We start from the raw sequence: 17,882 nt of genomic DNA, 5'->3' as shown, positions 1-17,882 counted from the left end.
GCTGGTAGCCCTCGACGCGCCGCGCGAAGGAGTGGGTGACAGCTCTCGCGGTCAGTCGTCGGTGCCTTCGACGCGCCAGCGGGTGGTGACCGCGCGGACGCAGGGGGAGTCGGTGAGGGCGTCGACGGTGTCGGTCAGGGCGGATTCGGGGGCGCGGTGGGTCAGGACGATGAGGTGGGCGTCGGTGTCGTGGAGTTCCTGGCGGACGCGGGCGATGCCGACGCCGTTGTCGGCGAAGAGGGTGGCGACCTGGGCGAGGGCACCGGCGTGGTCGGTGACGTGGAGGTTCAGGTAGTAGCGGGTGGGGGTGTCGCCGAGGGGTGCCAGGGGGAGTTCGGCGTAGGTGGAGGGGCGGGGGGCGCGGGCGCCGTGGACGCGGTCGCGGGCGGCGGTGACCAGGTCGCCGAGCAGGGCCGAGGCGGTCGCGGGGATGTCGGCGGGGCCGGAGAAGACGAGGTGCCCGGCGCCCTCGGCGGTCACCGAGACCGCGCTGACCGCCGGATCCAGGTGGGCCAGCGGGTGCTCGGCGGGGAGCAGGGCGGGGGAGACCCGCACCGAGATTCCTTCCTTGCCACCGTGTTCCGGCCCGGGCGGCTCGCTGACCAGCGTGCACACCGTGAGCGGGCGCAGGCGCAGTGACAGCGATTCGGCGGCCGCCAGATCGTGCGCGGAGACCGGACCCGAGGGCACGCGGTGCACCTCCTCCGGCTCCACCCGGGTGTGGAAGGCCAGCGTAGCCAGGATCGCGGCCTGGGCGACGGTGCGATCGTCGTCGCGATGGGGGAATACGCCGAGCACCTGGCGGACCCGGTCGCCCGCGAGCGACTGGGTCAGCGGCCGGACCACCGGCACCCCACCGCCCACCGCCGCCTCGAAATACAGGTCGCCGCGGTGCTGTTCGGCGGCCGCCGTCAGCGCGTACCCGTGCCGGGCCACCGTGTGCGCGTTCGCCGTGATCACCGAGCGTCCCGCGCGCAGCGCGTCCAGGACCGGCGCGGACGCCCGCGCCGACTCGCTCGCGTCGACTGCCAGATCGGGGCTCACCGTGTCGAACACCAGCCGCGCCCCGATGCGGGCGCGCAGGTCGGAGCCGGTATCCCGGATGATCCGTTCGACCTCGGCGGCCAGCGGGCCCGCGCCGAGAACAGTGACACCGAGTTGTGAAGCCATGGAATTCGCCTAACCGCCGAGAGCTGCCGAGCCGGGGATCGCCGCGGGCACGCGCTACCCCCGAGATGCCAGTATCCGGGCCTGATCCCTTCGGCGGCAGTCCTTTTCGCGCACCAATCTCCCCGGTTGTGTCCGGTTTGCCTGGATACTCGAAAGGGTCACCCGCGGATCGCACGCGGGCGAGCAGGGGAGAGGACGACGTCAATGGCCTTGGTGGTACAGAAATTCGGCGGCTCATCGGTCGCCACGGCGGAGCGCATCCGCCGGGTCGCCGAGCGGATCGTGGAGACCAAGAAGCAGGGCAACGACGTGGTCGTGGTGTGCTCGGCGATGGGCGACACCACCGACGAGCTGCTCGAGCTGGCGGGCCAGGTGGCCCCCGCGCCACCACCGCGCGAGATGGACATGCTGCTCACCTCCGGTGAACGCATCTCGAATGCCTTGGTGGCCATGGCCATTCACTCACTCGGCGCCGACGCCCGGTCGCTGACCGGGTCGCAGGCCGGGGTCATCACCACCGGCGCGCACGGCAACGCCAAGATCATCGAGGTGGACCCGGGCCGGGTGCGGCGCGCGCTCGACGACGGCGAGATCGTGCTGGTCGCCGGGTTCCAGGGCGTCAGCCAGGACAGCCGCGACGTGACCACCCTGGGCCGCGGCGGCTCCGACACCACCGCCGTCGCCCTGGCCGCGGCGCTGAAAGCCGATGTCTGCGAGATCTACACCGATGTCGACGGCGTGTTCACCGCCGACCCGCGCATCGTCGCCGACGCGCAGAAACTCGACCGGATCTCCTACGAGGAGATGCTGGAGATGGCGGCCTGTGGCTCCAAGGTGCTGATGCTGCGCTGCGTGGAATACGCGCGCCGCTACGACGTTCCGGTGCACGTGCGCTCGTCCTACACCGAGGGGATCGGCACCACCGTGCACGGCTCGATGGCCGATATCCCCGCTGCTCAGGCCGTGCTCACCGGTGTCGCGCACGACCGCAACGAGGCCAAGGTGACCGTGGTCGGCCTGCCCGACGAACCGGGCTACGCCGCCAAGGTGTTCCGCGCGGTGGCCGACGCCGAGATCGGCATCGACATGGTGGTACAGAACACCGGTACCGGCCGCACCGACATCACCTTCACCCTGCCCGCCGCCGACGGCGCCCGCGCGGTCGCGCTGCTGCGCAGCCGCCGCGCCGAGATCGGCTTCGCCGACGTGCGCTACGACGACCGGGTCGGCAAGGTGTCGCTGATCGGCGCGGGCATGAAGAACCACCCCGGCGTCACCGCGACCTTCTGCGAGGCGCTGGCCGCGGCGGGCATCAACCTCGACCTCATCGCCACCTCCCAGATCCGCATCTCGGTGCTGGTCCGCGACACCGACCTCGACGACGCGGTGCAGGTCCTGCACCGTGCCTTCGACCTGGGTGGCACCGAGGTCGCGGTGGTGCACGGCGGTACCGGCCGGTGAGCGCGGCACGGGCATAATCGGGCACATGGGCACACGGATCACCACCTACACCCGCGCCGGGCTCGCCTTCGACGTGGTCGACGCGGGCCCGCTCGACGGGCCCGTTGTCGTTGCCCTGCACGGCTTTCCACAGACCAGCAGCTCGCTGGCGGCGCTGACCGGCCTGCTCGCCGACCGCGGCTACCGCACCGTCGCCCCCGATCAGCGCGGCTACTCCCCGGGCGCCCGGCCGCGCGGACGGCGGGCCTACCGCCTGTCCGAACTGTCCGGGGACATCGTCGCGCTGATCGAGGTGATCGGTCGCGGCCCGGTGCACCTGGTCGGGCACGACTGGGGTGCCATGGTCGCCTGGGTGGTCGCGGCGAACCACCCCGAGCTGGTCAGCTCGCTGGTCACGATCTCGGTGCCGCATCCCGGCGCGTTCCTGCGCTCGCTGACCTCGAGCGATCAGCTGCTGCGCTCGTACTACATGGGCCTGTTCCAGCTGCCCGCCCTGCCGGAATACCTGCTGCGCACCCGGCCCGCGTTCCTGCGGCGGGTGCTGGCCTCGACCGGGATGCCGGACGAGTCGATCGAGCGGGTGCGCGCCGAGATCGTCGACGGCGGCGCGCTCACCGGCGGCCTGAACTGGTATCGCGCGCTGCCGCTCGGCGGGTTCGGTGGCCCGCTGGGCCCGGTCGAGGTGCCGGTGACCCATGTGTGGAGCTCCGGTGACACCGCGCTGAGCCGCCGCGGCGCCGAACTCGCCGGACGGTATGTGCGCGGTGACTACCGGCTGGTGGTGCTCGACGGCGCCTCGCACTGGCTGCCCGAGGAACGCCCGGCCGAGCTGGCCGGGATCGTCGCCGAGCGGATCGAGTCCACCCGCCGCTGACCGGGTTCAGCGGTGCGGATACACCAGCGGTCGCAGGGCCGCGGCAGTGGCCGGGATGAGTGGCGCGGGCCCCACCGCGGCCCGCGCCGCCAGCTGCTCGGCGATGCGCGCCCGCACGCCACACCACTCGTCGTGCAGGATCGAGTAGAACGCGGTATCGCGCACCGCGCCGTCGAGCCCGCGCGAATGTGCCCGGCGCACACCGTCACACACCGCGCCCAGGCGTTCGATCGCGGTGCGGGAGCGCTGGTTGCGGGCGTCGGCACGCAGGCTCACCCGCCGCACCGCCCAGCTCTCGAAGGCGTGGGTGAGCAGCAGCAGCTTGGATTCGAGGTTCACCTGGCCACCGCGCACCGCGGGCACCAGCCAGGTATTGCCGATCTCGACGGCGTCGGGAATCGCGCCGCCGGGCAGCGCGGACACCGGCTCGGCCGATAACGGCCAGGTCAGCGGGCCCTGCCAGTAGTCGAGCCGGGTGAAACGGGTGGCGCCGACGACACAGTCGTCGGCGCTGGTGAGAATCGCGAAAGCCAGCGCGGTGCCTGCCAGCTGCGCGGCCTCGGCCTGGAAGACATAGGTGCGTGCCTCCTGTTCACCGTGCGGGACGATGGTGAACCCGGCTTGTCCGTCGAGCGCGGCCGCCGCGGCGACCAGACCGGGAACGTGGTGGGGTGCAAGCGGTTCCAGCCGTACGATGCGGCCATCGAGGATAACGGGTGCGGGCATGGTGACCGGCGTCCTTCGTCTGATGAGGGTCGCCGAATCACGAGGCGTGGATCTCACGCGGCACGTGATTGCGGCGAAGCGACACGAACGATCCAGCGGCATCGAAAAAAGCAAGATGGACGATAGCCGACCGTGCCGCGTTCGCCCACACGAACGCACAAGATGTCGGGACCGGAAAATTTCCCGGTTTCGTGGACCCGGACGAAACGCCTACCGCTTCTCGGCGAGGGCCGCCACGATGAGTTCCTCCCACACCGACAGGTCCCGGTCGGCGTCCTCGGCGTGCGGCCGCCACCGCGCGGCCGGGACCACCCCGGGTGCGGTCAGGGTGAGCGCGCCGAAGAGCGCCTCGATCTCCGCGCCGGAGCGCCAGCGGCCGCGCCCGAAGGTCGATTGCAAGGTGGTCTCGGCCGCCACGGTCTCGGGATTGTCCCCCGAGCGGAAGTGCGAGATGAACACGGCGCTGCCCACCGGGACCTGTTCGGCGGCCATCTCACGCACCGCGCGGGTGAGGGCCTGGCGGTTGGTGACGGCGATGGCCACCGAGCCGGGCAGATTCTGCTTGAAGTGGTCGCCGACCGCCCCTCCCGCTGTGCTGGTGCGTGCCGCCGCCCATCGTAGGAGAACTCCGGGGTCCCGGCAGGGTTTCGGAACGGCTGCACCCGCGAAAGCTGTTCTGGGCGTGTCGATTCCGATATCGATACGCGGGAACTGCCGGTACGGGTGCGTCGGTTGGCTAACTCTGTAACGGCCGGTGTTCTCGGCCTGTTTTCGCACGTCAGAGCCATAACGGTTCGATAAATCACAATCGTGACAGTTCGTTGAGCAAACGTCCAGTTGTTCGCCTGTTTCGCCAGTTCCGAGCCGTGTTCCCGGGGAGAGGCTGTCTCGTTATCACTTCGTGTCGCACGTATGTTCTATGTGATGCAGATCACAGTAGGTGTCTTTCGTCCGGTTCGGGTGGCACGCTCGTAATTGCTGAACGTTAACCGTTTGTGATCAACGGCAGGTCGAAGTGGATCTTCCGTCACGAACGCACCACAGGGGATCGGCAGTGATCACCTACCGGCCGTGTCGATACGGCCGTCCGGAAGGGGCCGCATGGTTATGAGCAGCATGTATTTCGACTCCAATAGCAATCTGCCAGTTACCGGCCGAGATCGCCGCGTCACCGCGAATCCGGCCGCCGAATCGCCGCTCACCCCGCTCGCGATGCCGGGTCTGCTCCTGGGCATGGTCCTGCTGGGCCTCGGCATCATCGCCGCGGTGCGCCTGGGCGACTGGACCGGCGACTACGGGGCGCCGCTGGTCCTGCTGGCCTACGTCTTCTATATGGCCGCCGCGGCGCGCCTGGTGCAGTGGAGCGCCGTCACCGTCTGGGCGGTGCGGCACCGGTAGTGGCCAGGGACGTCTCAGCCGTCGCGCAGAATCCGCGCGGCGGCATCGAGGCCCTCGGTGGAACCGACCACGATCAGCACATCGCCCGCCGTGATCGGGAATTCCGGCCCGGGCGAGGCGATCACCGCGCCGGTGCGCATCGCCGCCACGATCGAGGCCTTGGTGCGAGTGCGCAGGCGCGTCTCGCCGAGGGTGCGCCCGTCGTAGGGTGAACCGGCGCCGACCGGGAACTGCCGGGTGCGCACGCCGTCGAACTCGCGATGCTCGGCCTCGAGCTGGGCGACCACCTGGGGTGCGCCGAGCAGGCTCGCCAGCGCCGCTGCCTCGTCGGCGGACAGCGTGATCTGTTCGGTGACCTCCGGGTCGCCCGGCCGCCCGACGAGCAGGTCGACGGTGCCGTCGCGGCGCTCGACGATCCCGATGCGGCGCCCGCCCTTGCGTGCCGCGAAATCCTTGCGTACCCCCACGCCGGGCAGTGGCGTCACGTCGATCTGCACACCGTCCACTGTAACCGGACAAAATGGACGTAGGGTGGTCACAGTTCGACGGCCGGGTGGTGTCGAAGAGTTATCCGCGCGCAGGCGCATTCGGCGATTTCGGGCGACGATCAGCTGCCGCGGAATTCGGAATCGCGGGACGGAGCGGGCGGAATTCGGGCCACGGTGCGAGGCATATCGGGATCGCCCGCTGATTGCCTCGAATTGTTAACGAATCAGGACCGATGTCTGTTGCCGCTGTGCGTCTTTCGGGGCCTGCTACTTCTCGATTACAGTGCAGGAATCGCTCGACTCCCGGCGACGGAGGTACCGACATGGCGGATTCCCGGCGCGGCCCCACCGGTGCGGACCCCGAAATCACCACTACTGTGCTGGTTTCGCCGGTGACCGAGCCGCCGGTCCCGTCCGACGATTCTCCCGAACGCGTCGCCATCCGCGCCCGGATCAAGAAATTCGTGCTGACCGTGGTCCTCGTCGCGGCTCTCGGCGGCGCGCTGTTCGGCTACGACACCGGTGTCATCTCCGGTGTCCTGGTGTTCCTCACTCCGGATTTCGGCCTCACCCAGGCCCAGGTCGGCGTGATCACGAGTTCGCTCCTGATCGGCGCGGCCATCGGCTCCATCACCGGCGGCTGGATGGCCGACCGCTGGGGCAGGCGAACGACCCTGCTCTTCGCCGCCGGGCTGTTCCTGATCGGCGCGCTGGCGCAGGCCGCCGCGCCGAACGCCTCGATCATGATCCTCACCCGGCTGGTCCTCGGCGTCGCCGTGGGTACCGCCTCGCTGGTCGTGCCGATGTACGTCTCGGAGATCGCGCCCGCCACCTATCGCGGCAGGCTCGTCTCGATGAACAGCCTGATGATCGCGAGCGGCCAATTGCTGGCGTACATCGTGAACGCGGGCCTGGCGCCGACCGGGAATTGGCGCTTGATGCTGGTGATGGCGGCCATTCCCGCGGTCGCTCTGCTGATCGGCATGCATTTCATGCCGGATTCTCCGCGCTGGTATCTGAAAGTCGGTCGCGAAGACGATGCCAGAAAGGTGCTGCGACGCTCCTATTACCCGGAGAACGTCGAACCGACGATCACGGCGATCGAGCAGACGGCGGCCGCCGACGCGGCCGTCAAGGACAGTTTGCGCGACCAGCTGCGCAGGCCGAAAGTGCGCGCGCTGTTCGTCACCGGTGTCGGGCTGGCCCTGATCCAGCAGTTCGTCGGCGTCAACACCGTCATCTACTACGCCCCGTCCACCCTGGCCGCCGCGGGGATGGGCGACAACGCCGCGATCACCAGCTCGATCGGCATCGGCGTCGGCGCGGTGATCGGTGTGATCGTCGGCATGAGCCTGGTCGACCGGATCGGCAGGCGCCCGGTGATGTTCCTCGGCCTGACGATCATGATCGTCGCGCTGGTCGGGATGGCGCTGGTCGAGCGTCTCACCCAGGACACCGTCACCGGATATGTCCTGCTGGTGCTGATGATCGTCTACATCTCCTCGTTCCAGGTGGGGGTCGGCGTGCCCACCTGGCTGCTGCTGTCGGAGATCTTCCCGGCGCCGATCCGGGCCACCGCGATGAGCATTACGACCTTCCTCATCTGGATGGGCAACTTCGTTGTCTCGCTGGTGTTCCCGCCGCTGGGCGAACTGTGGGGTGCCTCGACGATGTTCGCGATCTTCGCGGTGGTCTCGGTGCTGTCGCTGGTGTTCTGCTATCGACGGGTGCCCGAGACCAAGGGCGTGTCGCTGGAGCAGATCACCGCGGCGGCGGAGAGTTAGCACGTGACGGGCAGGCGGGCGGAAAGGGAGACGACATGCGGGCGTTGACTGTGGTGCCGAATCAGGCCGGATCGCTGGCGGTGCGGGAGGTACCCGACCCGGTCGCCGGGCCGGGCGAACTCCTCGTCGACGGGGTCTCGCTGGGGATCTGCGGCACCGACCGGGAGATCGCGAGCGGCCTGTACGGCTGGGCGCCGCCGGGCAAACAGCAGCTCGTGCTCGGCCACGAATCGCTGGGCCGGGTGCGGACCGCGCCGGAAGGAAGTGGTTTCGCGCCGGGCGATCTCGTCGTCGGGATCGTGCGGCGGCCGGACCCGGTGCCGTGTGGCGCGTGCGCGCGCGGCGAGTTCGACATGTGCCGCAACGGCCGCTACGTCGAGCGCGGGATCAAGGAGATCGACGGCTACGGGTCAACGGCCTGGGTGGTGCGCGCCGATTACACCGTGAAACTGGATCCGGCGCTGAGCGAGGTCGGGGTGCTGATGGAGCCGACCACGGTGGTCGCCAAGGCCTGGGATCAGATCGAGCGGATCAACCGGCGGGCCTGGTTCGAGCCGAAGTCGGTGCTGGTCACCGGTGCCGGGCCGATCGGTCTGCTGGCCGCGCTGCTCGGCGCCCAGCGCGGGCTGGACGTGCACGTGCTCGACCGCACCGACGAGGGCCCGAAGCCGGGCCTGGTCGCCGATCTCGGCGCCACCTTCCACACCGGCTCGGCGGCGGCGGTGGCCGACAAGATCCAGCCGGACCTGGTGGTGGAGGCGACCGGCGCGCCCTCGGTGGCACTCCAGGCGATGGAGGTCAACAACCCGGGCGTGCTGATCTGCCTGACCGGGGTCTCCTCGCCGGGCGCCGACACCGAGGTCGACATGGGTGAGCTCAACCGCAACATCGTGCTGGACAACGCGCTGGTGTTCGGCTCGGTGAACGCCAACCGCCACCACTACGAACTCGCCGCGCAGGCCCTGGCGAAGGCCGACGCCTCCTGGCTGACCCGGCTGATCACCCGGCGACTGCCGCTCGAGCGCGCGCTCGAGGCCTTCGATCCGGGTGATCACGCCGATATCAAGGTCGTTGTCGATCTCTGAGCGGACCTCAGGCCTGCGGCGGGTCGACGAAGATGTCGTATTCCAGCTCGCCCGCGCCGCCGTAGCCCGACAGGTCGGTGATGCCCTGCTCGCGCAGCACGTCGACATCGAGGAAGGTGTTGCCGGTGGTGGTGCGCGCGTCCTTGCCGAGGATGGCCACGGCGGCGTCGGCCACGATCTCCGGGGTGCGGGCCTTGGCGATGGCGTCGTCGCCGCCGAGCAGGTTCTGCACCGCGGCGGTGGCGATCAGGGTCTCGGGCCACAGGCAGTTGGCGGCCACGCCGTGCTCGGCGTATTCGGCGGCCCAGCCCAGCGTCAGCAGGGACATGCCGTACTTGGCGAGCATGTAGGCCGGTGCCTGGCCGAGCCACTTCTGGCTGAGGTTCAGCGGCGGGGACAGGCTCAGGATGTGCGCGTTGTCGCTCTCGCGCAGGTGCGGCAGACAGGTCGAGGACAGCAGGTAGGTGCCGCGCAGCTGGATCTGCTGCATCAGGTCGAAACGCTTGATCGGCAGTTCCTCGGTCGAGGCCAGCGCGATCGCCGAGGCGTTGTTGACGCAGTAGTCGATGCCGCCGAAGCGCTCGACCGCCTTGGCCACCGCGTTGCGCACCGAGGCCTCGTCGCGCACATCGCCCACCACGGCCAGGGCCTGGCCACCGGCGGCCTCGATCTCGGCGGCGGCGGTGTGGATGGTGCCGGGCAGTCGAGGGTCGGGCACGTCGGTCTTGGCGAGCAGCACGATATTGGCGCCCTGGCGCGCGGCGGCCACGGCGATCGCCAGGCCGATTCCGCGGCTGCCACCGGACATGATCATCGTGCGCCCGGCCAGCGGGAACGGGGCTGTCATGGGGACTCCTTGTCGTGGACTAGGCCGCGAGGCGGCAGGTGCCCGGTGACGTTACAGATGAAAAACGATTGTGGCAATACTGAAATATGTACACTCGAGGCGTGAAAAGCGCTGTGACCGGCTCCGACGTCGCCATCCGCCCGGTGACCGCGCGCTCGGCCCTGGTCCGCATCCTCATCGCCGCCGACTCCCCGACGATGACCTCCCGCGAGATCTGCGCCGCCACTACCGCCATCGGCTACCCCGAGTCCACCATCCGGGTCGCGGTCTCCCGGATGGTCGCGGCGGGCGATCTGCTGCGCGAACGCCGCGCCTACACCCTCGACCCCGCCCTGCGCGCGCGCCGCAGTGAGCTCGCCGCCCCGCGCACCCGGCCGTGGACGGGGGACTGGGACCAGGTCGTCGTCACCGCCGGTGGCCGCCCCGCCGCCGAGCGTGCCGCCCTGCGTACCACGCTGCTGTCGCTGCGCCTGGCCGAACTGCGCGAAGGCGTGTGGATGCGCCCGGCCAACCTCGAGCGCGCCTGGCCGACCACCTTCGACGACGCCCTGCTGCGGCTGCGGACCCACGCCGTCGACGACCCGGTGGCCCTGGCGCGCCGGTTGTGGTCGCTCGACGAGTGGGCCGCCCGGGCCACCGGCCTGCTGGCCGCCATCGAAACGCCGGATCCCACCGCCGAATTCACCGCCGTCTGCGCCGGGCTCGACCATCTCACCACCGACCCGGCACTGCCCGCCGAGCTGCTGCCCGCGGACTGGCCCGCAGGCCGGTTGCGGGCGCGGACCGCCGACTACCTCGCGTGGTTCCGTACCCTCGCCCCGGCCGACGCGGACCGCTGAAAAGCCCAGGCTTCGGCACACATCCACGGTAACTCCTGTGCGCCTCCCGGGGTGCGCGGCGATCAGCGCCTACCATGGGGGCAGCCGTGCGACGTGGCGGCGCCGCATGGTGCGTGGGGAAGGACCCGCCCCGAAAGCTGGGGCGGGTCGCACACACCGGTGGCCGTGGATGTCACGCGACGGCGCGCAAGAGGTTTCGGCTTCGGATGCCGCGCAACGGAATTCGTGCGCGGCATCGCCGGAACCGTCATCGGTCCGGGGTCCCCCGGTGGCCGTCGATCCCGAGCATGCCGAGGGCGAAGTTCGCGTAGTCCGTCGCGATCCGTTCCGGCGTGGCCGCGCCGTCGAGCCGAAACCATTGCGGCAGTGAGGTACACATCGTCGCGATCGCCCGCCCGGCGGCCCGCGCCCGGCCGGTGTCCAGCCCCGCCTCGGTGAGCGCGGCGTCGATGTCGGCGTCGAGCCGGTGCTGGATGGCATTGCGCGAGGCCGCGATCCGGCGCCGGTTCTCCGGTGTCAGGCTGCGCATCTCGCTGGCGCCGATGAAGGCCAGCTCGCGCCGGTGGGTGTGGAACAGCGCCAGCGCCTCCACCACCCTGGCCACCCGGTCGCGTCCGCCGGTGGCCTCCCGCCGGGCCGCGTCCACCCGCCGGTGCAGCTCGTCCATGGTCAGGTCCAGCGCGCGGACCAGCAGTTCCTGCTTGTCGCGATAGTGGTGGTACACCCCGGGCACGCTCATGCCCGCGCGCTGCGCGATCGTGCGCACGGTGGCCCCGTGATAGCCGGTCTCGACGAACGCGGCGATGGCGGCGGCCAGGACCGGATCGATGTCCAGCGGCGGGAAGACTCGCCAGTCGTCGGCGGTGCCGGTGGGGGTCGTCGTCGGTGCCCGCCGCGCCGGTGTGTCGTCGAGCAGGGCGGCGGCGGTGGTGCCGAAGGTGGTCGCCAGGGCGATCAGCCGGGCGGCCGAGACGCCGGTCTTGCCGTTCTCCACGGCGCTGAGCGTGGCCGGGCTGACGCCGAGGCGCCGCGCGGTCTCGCGCAGCGACAGTCCGGCGGCGGTCCTGGCCCGGCGCACCCGCGCACCCAGCGCCACCTGTTCCGAGGTGTTCACGATGTTCAGAATAGCTGAACAACGCCGATCGGGAAGTGGTCCGGCATTGACACATTGAGCGGCGACATGTCAGTGTCGATGGCGTCCAGTGCCGAGCGAGCGTTCGGCACGCGAGATCGAGGAGTTGGTCCGTGGCGATCGACCTGTCCCATCCCGCCGAGGTGCGCCGCCTGACCGAGGCCACCCGCGCCTTCGTCCGCGAGCAGGTCCTCCCGCTCGACGACGCCCACGACGGTGACATCACCGCCGCGGGCGGCGAGAAGCTCCGGATCGAGTTGCAGCAGGCCGCCCGCGACGCCGGTGTCTTCGCCCCACACGCACCCGTCGAATACGGTGGCCACGGCCTGACCATGTCCGAGCGCGCCCCGATCTTCGAGGAGGCGGGCTATTCGCTGTTCGGCCCGACCGCGCTCAATATCGCCGCGCCGGACGAGGGCAATGTCCACATGCTCGCCCACATCGCCGACCCCGAGCAGAAGCAGCGGTACCTCGCGCCGCTCGCGCGCGGCGAGGTGCGCTCGGCCTTCGCCATGACCGAACCCGCCCCCGGCGCGGGCTCGGACCCGTCCGCCCTGACCACCCGCGCGGTCCGCGCGGCGGGTGGCTGGCGCATCACCGGCCAGAAGTGGTTCATCACCGGCGCCGACGGCGCGGGATTCTTCATCATCATGGCCCGCACCTCCGGCGAACCCGGACAGCGCGGCGGCGCCACCATGTTCCTCGCCCCCGCCGACGCCCCCGGCCTGCGCGTCGGCAGGCACATCGACACCCTGGACCGCTCGATGCTCGGCGGGCACTGCGAGGTGTTCTTCGACGACCTGCTCGTCCCCGATGTGGCCGTCCTCGGCGAGGTCGACCGCGGCTTCGACTACGCCCAGGTCCGGCTCGGTCCCGCCCGGATGACCCACGTCATGCGCTGGCTCGGCGCCGCCCGGCGCGGCCACGATGTCGCGGTGGCGCGGGTGGCCGAACGCGAGGGCTTCGGCTCGCGCCTGGGCGATCTCGGGATGATCCAGCAGATGATCGCCGACAACGAGATCGATATCGCCGCGACCCGCGCGCTGCTGACCCGCGCCTGCTGGGAACTCGACAACGGCGAGCCCGCCGCGAACGCCACCTCGATCGCGAAAACCTTCGCCGCCGAGGCGATCTTCCGGATCATCGACCGCAGCATGCAGATGTGCGGCGGCCTCGGTGTCGCGGCCGATCTGCCGCTGGCCCGGCTCTCGCGCGAGGTGCGCCCGTTCCGGATCTACGACGGCCCCTCGGAAGTGCACCGGTGGGCCATCGCCAAGCGCGTGGTGAGCGCCGCCAAGCGAGCCCAGCGGGACAGCGAATGAACCTGCCCGGCATGGATGTCGCCGCGCTCGAGCGGTTCCTGCGCGATCAGGGTGTGCCGGTGCAGGGCGCGCTGCGGGTCGAGCTGATCAGTGGCGGTCGTTCGAATCTCACCTTCGCCGTGGCCGACGACGTGTCGCGCTGGGTGGTCCGGCGCCCACCGGTGGCCGGGCTCACGCCCTCCGCGCACGATATGGCCCGCGAGTTCACCGTCACCCGCGCGCTGCGGGATTCCGCGGTGCCGGTGGCGCCCACGGTCGCCTTCGACGCCGACGGGACCGCCCTGGGCGCCCCGATGACCGTGGTCGAGTTCGTCGACGGCACCGTGGTCCGCGATCAGGACGACCTGGCCGCCCTCACCGACGACCAGGTCGGCGCGGCGACCACCGCCCTGGTCCGCGTCCTGGCCGACCTGCACGCCGTCGACCCCGCGGCGGTCGGGCTGACGGAGTTCGGCCGCCCCACCGGCTTCGTCGCGCGCCAGGTGAGACTCTGGGCGTCGCAATGGAACCGGGTCAGCACCCGCGAGCTGGCCGATGTGGCCACCCTGCACGCCGCGCTGGTCGAGGCGATCCCGGCCCGCTCGGCCACCTCGATCGTGCACGGCGATTTCCGCATCGACAACACCATTCTCGACACCGCCGACCCGGGACACGTTCGCGCCGTGGTCGATTGGGAACTGTCCACTCTCGGCGACCCGCTCACCGATGTGGCCCTGATGTGTGTCTACCGATCGCCGGTCTTCGACCTGGTCCTCGGCTCCCGCGCCGCCTGGACCAGCGACCGCCTGCCCACCCCCGACGCGCTCGCCCAGTCCTACGCCCTCGCCGCGGGCCGCGACCTGGACGACTGGGGTTTCTACCTGGCCCTGGCCAACTTCAAGCTCGGCGTCATCGGCGAAGGCATCACCCACCGCGCCCGCCAGGGCTCCGACGCGGGGGCCGCCGCCGAACGCGCCGCCGAGGCCACCCCCGAATTCATGGCCGCGGGCCTGCGGGCACTGAGAGGACAACGATGACCGTCACCCGATCCGCCCTGATCAGCGGCGCCTCCCGCGGCATCGGCCGCGGTATCGCGCACCGGCTCGCCCAACAGGGCTACGCGCTGACCATCACCGCCCGCGACGCCGACCGCCTGGACACGGTCGCGGCCGAGCTGCGTGCCGCGGGTGCCGCCGAGGTCGTGCCGGTCGCCGCCGAGATGGCCGACGAGGACGGCATCGGCCGGGTCGTCGCGACCCACGCCGAACGCCACGACACCCTCTCGGCGCTGATCCTCAATGCCGGTGTCGGCACCGCGGGCCCGATCGCCGACTCCTCGATGCGCCGCTTCGACAAGACCCTCGCCGTCAATGTCCGCGCGCCGCTGCAGCTGATCCAGACCGCGCTGCCGCTGCTGCGGGCGGGCGCGGCGGCCGACCCGGCGCGCGGCGCCAAGGTGCTCGCGCTCGCCTCGATCACCGGCGTCTACGCCGAGGCGGGCCTGGCCGTCTACGGCGCGGCCAAGGCCGCGCTCATCTCCCTGCTGGCCACCCTCAATGCCGAGGAATCCGGCAACGGTGTCACCGCCACGGCGCTGGCGCCCGGCTATGTCGACACCGAGATGAGCGCCTGGATCCACGACCGCGTCCCGCCCGAACGCATGCTCGCCGTCGACGACATCGTGGAGATGGCCGACGCGCTGCTGCGGCTGTCCGCCCGCGCGGTCGTCCCGGAGATCGTGCTCTCGCGCGCCGGAGCCGACGCCTATCACGCCTGAGGACGCGGCCCCGTCGCGCGTCAGCTCGCGCGGCGCTGCGGCTCGCTGCGGTAGCGGGTGACGCCGCCGTCGATCTTCAGCAGCTTCCACAGCGGCCGGGTCACCCGGTTGCGGAAGCCGAGTTCGTCGGCGAGCGTGCGCATATCGCCGAAGAACCCGCTCAGGATCGCGCGTGAGGCCGGGCTGCGCCAGAAGGCGTCCTTGAACACCTCGTCGGGGATATCGAACTTGCGCGCGAACGACTTCGACGGTTTGACCAGCTCGTCGGCCAGCCAGCGCATCGCGATCGGGAACGCCACCGCGCACACCCCGGTACTCACCGGGTTCATCCGCGCCACATGGTCGCGCAGGAACTCGTGGGCGAAGGAGATGTGGCGCGCCTCCTCGGCGATGTGGATCTCCATGATCCGGCGCAGCGTCGGCTGGGTCGCGCTGCCCGAGCGCAGCAGGGCCTTCTGGTAGTGGTCGATCGGTTCCTCGCCACCGAGGATGCCGATGAACAGGATGGCCCAGAAGTAGCCGCCCGCCACGCCGATGAACGGGGAGGTCAGCCGGAACAGCGGCCGCATGCCGGGCACATCGTCCCCGATGCGGTTCACCAGCTCCTGGAACATCTGGATGTGGTTGCACTCCTCGGTCATCTCGTGGAGGCAGTACCGGAATTCGGGGGAGCCGTTGGGCAGCGCCATGGCGTACTGCATCATGCCGCGGATCAGGATGGACTCGAACGCGAGGCCCACCTTGGCGGCATTGGCCTGGCGCCAGCGCCCGATCTCGACGCGCCGCTCCAGCGGCAGGTTCTGGTACCAGCTCGTCGCGCCGAGGGGGTCGAGCTCGGGCGAGAGCACCCAGCGGGGATCGTCGCGGTCGACTGTCATCTCCGGTGCGTCCCAGTCGATATCGAGAAAGGGATCGAACCGCCGGTGGACCGATCCTTCCGACAGGGTGAGCAGGGTGTCGGCGTACTCCGATGCGGGGGTCGTGGTTTTCGAGAACGTCATTGTTTCTCTCCATTGTCACCGGGACGGCCGAGGTACCGGCACATCCCTCAACTAACTGTAACGCACTGTCCCACCTATTTCCAGGGTCATCAGTCGGCCCGGGGAATCCGCCCGTCGACGTCGGTGAATCCGTACTCGACCGCCAGATCGGCGACCTTCCATGCCTTGCCTGCCCGGCTCTGCCGGTGCGGATCAGCGGCCAGCGCCACCACCGCGCGCCCCGGGAAACGCGGGGTCTCGGCCGCGCCGAGATCGAAGGTGCCCTCACCCGGCAGGGTGACCAGGCGCCTGCCCTGATCGTCGGCGGGTACCAGCTGCAGCAGTTCGGTGTCGACGATGCCCGGCCAGATCGAGACCGCCGTGGCGCCGGTGCCGTCGAGGTCGTGGGCCAGGTCGGCGGTGAGCCGGTCCAGGGCGGTCTTGGCGACGCCGTAGACGGCATTGTGCATATAGCGCTCCGCGCCGGGGGAGGACACATTGACGATCAAACCTGCCGACTCGATCAGCAGCGGCGCCGCGAAAACGCTGGCCACATAGTGCGATCGGACGCCGATGTCGAAGGTCTCGTCCCAGGCATTCGGCGGCACGTCCCAGAACTTGCGGCCGAGCCAGCGGGCGGCGGCGGGGGAGTTGTAGACATTGTTCACCAGCACGTCCAGGCGGCCCTGCTCCGCGCGGACCTGAGCGAACAGCTGCTCGACCGCCGCGTCGTCGCGGTGATCGCAGACCACCGCGACGCCCGTGCCGCCCAGTCCGGTGATCTCGGCGGCGGTGGCGTGCACGGTGCCGGGGAGCCTGCCCGGTTCGGCGGTGCGCCCGGTGACGTAGACCGTCGCCCCGGCCGCGCCGAGTTCCAGGGCGATGCCCTTGCCGATACCGCGGCTGGCGCCGGTCACCACCGCGACGCGCCCGGCCAGAATCTGGGGTGTTCCGCTCATGACCTCCGGACACTACCGTGAAATGAGAACACGTTCTAGAAATTGGAGATGGTAGTGGAGCAGACCCATCGATTCCTCGACACCGACGGCGCCCGGATACACCTCACCGAGCAGGGCCGGGGCTATCCCGTCGTGTTCTGTCACGGCTTTCCGCACACCGGCTTCATCTGGCATCGCCAGCTCGCCGCCGTCGCCGCGGCGGGCTGCCACGCCATCGCCCCCGACCTGCGCGGCTACGGACGCACCGAGGTCACCGGCGATGTCACCGCCTACACCAACGCGGCCGTGATCGGCGATCTGCTGGCCCTGCTCGACGATCTCGGCGCGGAGCAGGCGGTGTTCGTCGGCCTGGACTTCGGTGCCCAGCTCGTCTGGGAACTCGCCCTGCGCGCCCCCGACCGCGTCGCGGCCGCCGTCGTGCTCAACAACCCGTTCTCCCCACGCCCACCCCGCGCGCCCTCGGAGTACTGGACCAAGGCCGCGCAGCGCCACTTCCTGCACCTGGCCTACTTCCAGGAACCGGGCGTGGCCGATGCCGAACTTGCCGCGCGGCCACGGGAATTCCTGGCCCGGGTCTATTTCGCGCTCTCCGGCGACTACCACTACCTCGACACCTGGAAGAACCCGCCCGGCCTCGGCTACCTCGACGTCCTGCCCGCGGCCCCCGACCTGCCATGGCCGTGGCTCGACGAGGCCGAATTCGACACCCTGGCCACCGAATTCGAGCGCACCGGCTTCACCGGCGGCCTGAACTGGTACCGCAATCTCGACCGCAACTGGGACCTCACCGCACCCTTCGCCGGGGCCACCGTGCCGGTCCCCACCTACTTCCTCTACGGCGAGCACGACCCCGACATGGCGGGCTTCAGCGGCCGCGACCCGCTGGCCACGCTGCGTGCCTCGGTCACCGATCTGCGCGCGGTGGTGCGGGTCCCGGACGCGGGCCATCTGGTGCAGCTCGAGCAGACCGCGGCTGTCGACGCCTTCCTGCTCACCGCGCTGCGCGAACTCGGTGTCGCGCCGCCTCAGCCCGCGCAGGCCGAAGCGAGGTGAAATCCGGC

18 protein-coding genes are annotated in these 17,882 nt (G+C 70.5%); 10 read left to right on the top strand and 8 right to left on the bottom strand.

Features of this window, described 5'->3' with window-relative positions:
• Positions 1-51: 51 nt before the first annotated feature.
• Entirely contained in the window at positions 52-1,170 is a 1,119-nt protein-coding gene (locus tag WA675_RS24265; RefSeq protein ID WP_336087470.1) for a homoserine dehydrogenase, read from the bottom strand.
• Positions 1,171-1,374: 204 nt separating this feature from the next.
• On the opposite strand from WA675_RS24265, the gene WA675_RS24260 reads away from it, so the two are divergent.
• Together WA675_RS24260 and WA675_RS24255 are read left to right on the top strand one after the other, a co-directional pair.
• Positions 1,375-2,631 (top strand): aspartate kinase, encoded by a 1,257-nt coding sequence (locus WA675_RS24260; RefSeq protein ID WP_336087468.1) that lies wholly within the window; start codon positions 1,375-1,377, stop codon positions 2,629-2,631.
• Between the two features lie 25 nt (positions 2,632-2,656).
• Positions 2,657-3,505: an alpha/beta fold hydrolase gene (locus WA675_RS24255; protein WP_336087466.1), complete on the top strand. Its 849-nt coding sequence runs from the start codon at positions 2,657-2,659 to the stop codon at positions 3,503-3,505.
• A 6-nt stretch (positions 3,506-3,511) separates the two neighbouring features.
• On the opposite strand, the gene WA675_RS24250 is transcribed toward WA675_RS24255, so the two are convergent.
• Together WA675_RS24250 and WA675_RS24245 are read right to left on the bottom strand one after the other, a co-directional pair.
• Positions 3,512-4,231, bottom strand: a complete 720-nt coding sequence (locus WA675_RS24250) for a GNAT family N-acetyltransferase (RefSeq protein WP_336087464.1) — start codon at positions 4,229-4,231, stop codon at positions 3,512-3,514.
• Between the two features lie 210 nt (positions 4,232-4,441).
• A complete protein-coding gene (locus WA675_RS24245; RefSeq protein ID WP_336087462.1) occupies positions 4,442-4,774 on the bottom strand; it encodes an SAM-dependent methyltransferase in 333 nt (110 codons plus the stop codon).
• 564 nt (positions 4,775-5,338) lie between these two features.
• Here WA675_RS24245 and WA675_RS24240 point away from each other — a divergent pair.
• Complete coding sequence (locus tag WA675_RS24240; protein WP_336087460.1) at positions 5,339-5,629, top strand: hypothetical protein; 291 nt, start codon at positions 5,339-5,341, stop codon at positions 5,627-5,629.
• A 14-nt stretch (positions 5,630-5,643) separates the two neighbouring features.
• On the opposite strand, the gene WA675_RS24235 is transcribed toward WA675_RS24240, so the two are convergent.
• Positions 5,644-6,126, bottom strand: coding sequence for a cation:proton antiporter regulatory subunit (locus WA675_RS24235; protein ID WP_336087458.1), 483 nt, complete (start codon positions 6,124-6,126; stop codon positions 5,644-5,646).
• Positions 6,127-6,440: 314 nt separating this feature from the next.
• On the opposite strand from WA675_RS24235, the gene WA675_RS24230 reads away from it, so the two are divergent.
• Positions 6,441-7,901, top strand: a complete 1,461-nt coding sequence (locus tag WA675_RS24230; RefSeq protein WP_336087456.1) for a sugar porter family MFS transporter — start codon at positions 6,441-6,443, stop codon at positions 7,899-7,901.
• Positions 7,902-7,936: 35 nt separating this feature from the next.
• A complete protein-coding gene (locus WA675_RS24225) occupies positions 7,937-8,986 on the top strand; it encodes a glucose 1-dehydrogenase (protein ID WP_336087453.1) in 1,050 nt (349 codons plus the stop codon).
• 7 nt (positions 8,987-8,993) lie between these two features.
• Here the strand turns inward: WA675_RS24225 and WA675_RS24220 are convergent, their stop codons facing one another.
• Positions 8,994-9,833: an SDR family oxidoreductase gene (locus WA675_RS24220; protein WP_336087450.1), complete on the bottom strand. Its 840-nt coding sequence runs from the start codon at positions 9,831-9,833 to the stop codon at positions 8,994-8,996.
• Between the two features lie 101 nt (positions 9,834-9,934).
• On the opposite strand from WA675_RS24220, the gene WA675_RS24215 reads away from it, so the two are divergent.
• Positions 9,935-10,672: a PaaX domain-containing protein, C- domain protein gene (locus WA675_RS24215; RefSeq protein WP_336087448.1), complete on the top strand. Its 738-nt coding sequence runs from the start codon at positions 9,935-9,937 to the stop codon at positions 10,670-10,672.
• A 247-nt stretch (positions 10,673-10,919) separates the two neighbouring features.
• On the opposite strand, the gene WA675_RS24210 is transcribed toward WA675_RS24215, so the two are convergent.
• Positions 10,920-11,786 carry a TetR family transcriptional regulator gene (locus WA675_RS24210; protein ID WP_336087446.1) on the bottom strand — a complete coding sequence of 289 codons (867 nt, stop codon included), beginning with the start codon at positions 11,784-11,786 and terminating at the stop codon, positions 10,920-10,922.
• A gap of 131 nt (positions 11,787-11,917) precedes the next feature.
• On the opposite strand from WA675_RS24210, the gene WA675_RS24205 reads away from it, so the two are divergent.
• The 3 genes from WA675_RS24205 to WA675_RS24195 are packed head-to-tail and all read left to right on the top strand — an operon-like array spanning position 11,918 to position 14,882.
• The gene (locus tag WA675_RS24205; protein WP_336087445.1) at positions 11,918-13,126 is read left to right on the top strand and encodes an acyl-CoA dehydrogenase family protein; all 1,209 of its coding nucleotides are present in this window, start codon (positions 11,918-11,920) and stop codon (positions 13,124-13,126) included.
• A gap of 11 nt (positions 13,127-13,137) precedes the next feature.
• Positions 13,138-14,142, top strand: coding sequence for a phosphotransferase family protein (locus WA675_RS24200; RefSeq protein WP_336087443.1), 1,005 nt, complete (start codon positions 13,138-13,140; stop codon positions 14,140-14,142).
• Positions 14,139-14,882: an SDR family NAD(P)-dependent oxidoreductase gene (locus WA675_RS24195; protein ID WP_336087441.1), complete on the top strand. Its 744-nt coding sequence runs from the start codon at positions 14,139-14,141 to the stop codon at positions 14,880-14,882. Before WA675_RS24200 ends, WA675_RS24195 begins: the two co-directional genes overlap by 4 nt.
• 20 nt (positions 14,883-14,902) lie before the next feature.
• Here the strand turns inward: WA675_RS24195 and WA675_RS24190 are convergent, their stop codons facing one another.
• Both WA675_RS24190 and WA675_RS24185 read right to left on the bottom strand, forming a co-directional pair.
• Complete coding sequence (locus tag WA675_RS24190) at positions 14,903-15,883, bottom strand: AurF N-oxygenase family protein (protein WP_336087439.1); 981 nt, start codon at positions 15,881-15,883, stop codon at positions 14,903-14,905.
• A gap of 89 nt (positions 15,884-15,972) precedes the next feature.
• On the bottom strand, positions 15,973-16,821 hold the full coding sequence (locus WA675_RS24185) for an SDR family NAD(P)-dependent oxidoreductase (RefSeq protein ID WP_336087437.1): 849 nt from the start codon (positions 16,819-16,821) through the stop codon (positions 15,973-15,975).
• A gap of 48 nt (positions 16,822-16,869) precedes the next feature.
• Here WA675_RS24185 and WA675_RS24180 point away from each other — a divergent pair, with 48 nt between their 5' ends.
• Complete coding sequence (locus WA675_RS24180; protein WP_336087435.1) at positions 16,870-17,874, top strand: alpha/beta fold hydrolase; 1,005 nt, start codon at positions 16,870-16,872, stop codon at positions 17,872-17,874.
• Positions 17,875-17,882 lie beyond the last annotated feature (8 nt).

The organism is Nocardia sp. SSK8, assembly GCF_037034205.1.
In the GTDB taxonomy this organism is placed as follows: Bacteria; Actinomycetota; Actinomycetes; order Mycobacteriales; family Mycobacteriaceae; genus Nocardia.
This window is presented reverse-complemented; position numbering and strand designations above follow the sequence as displayed.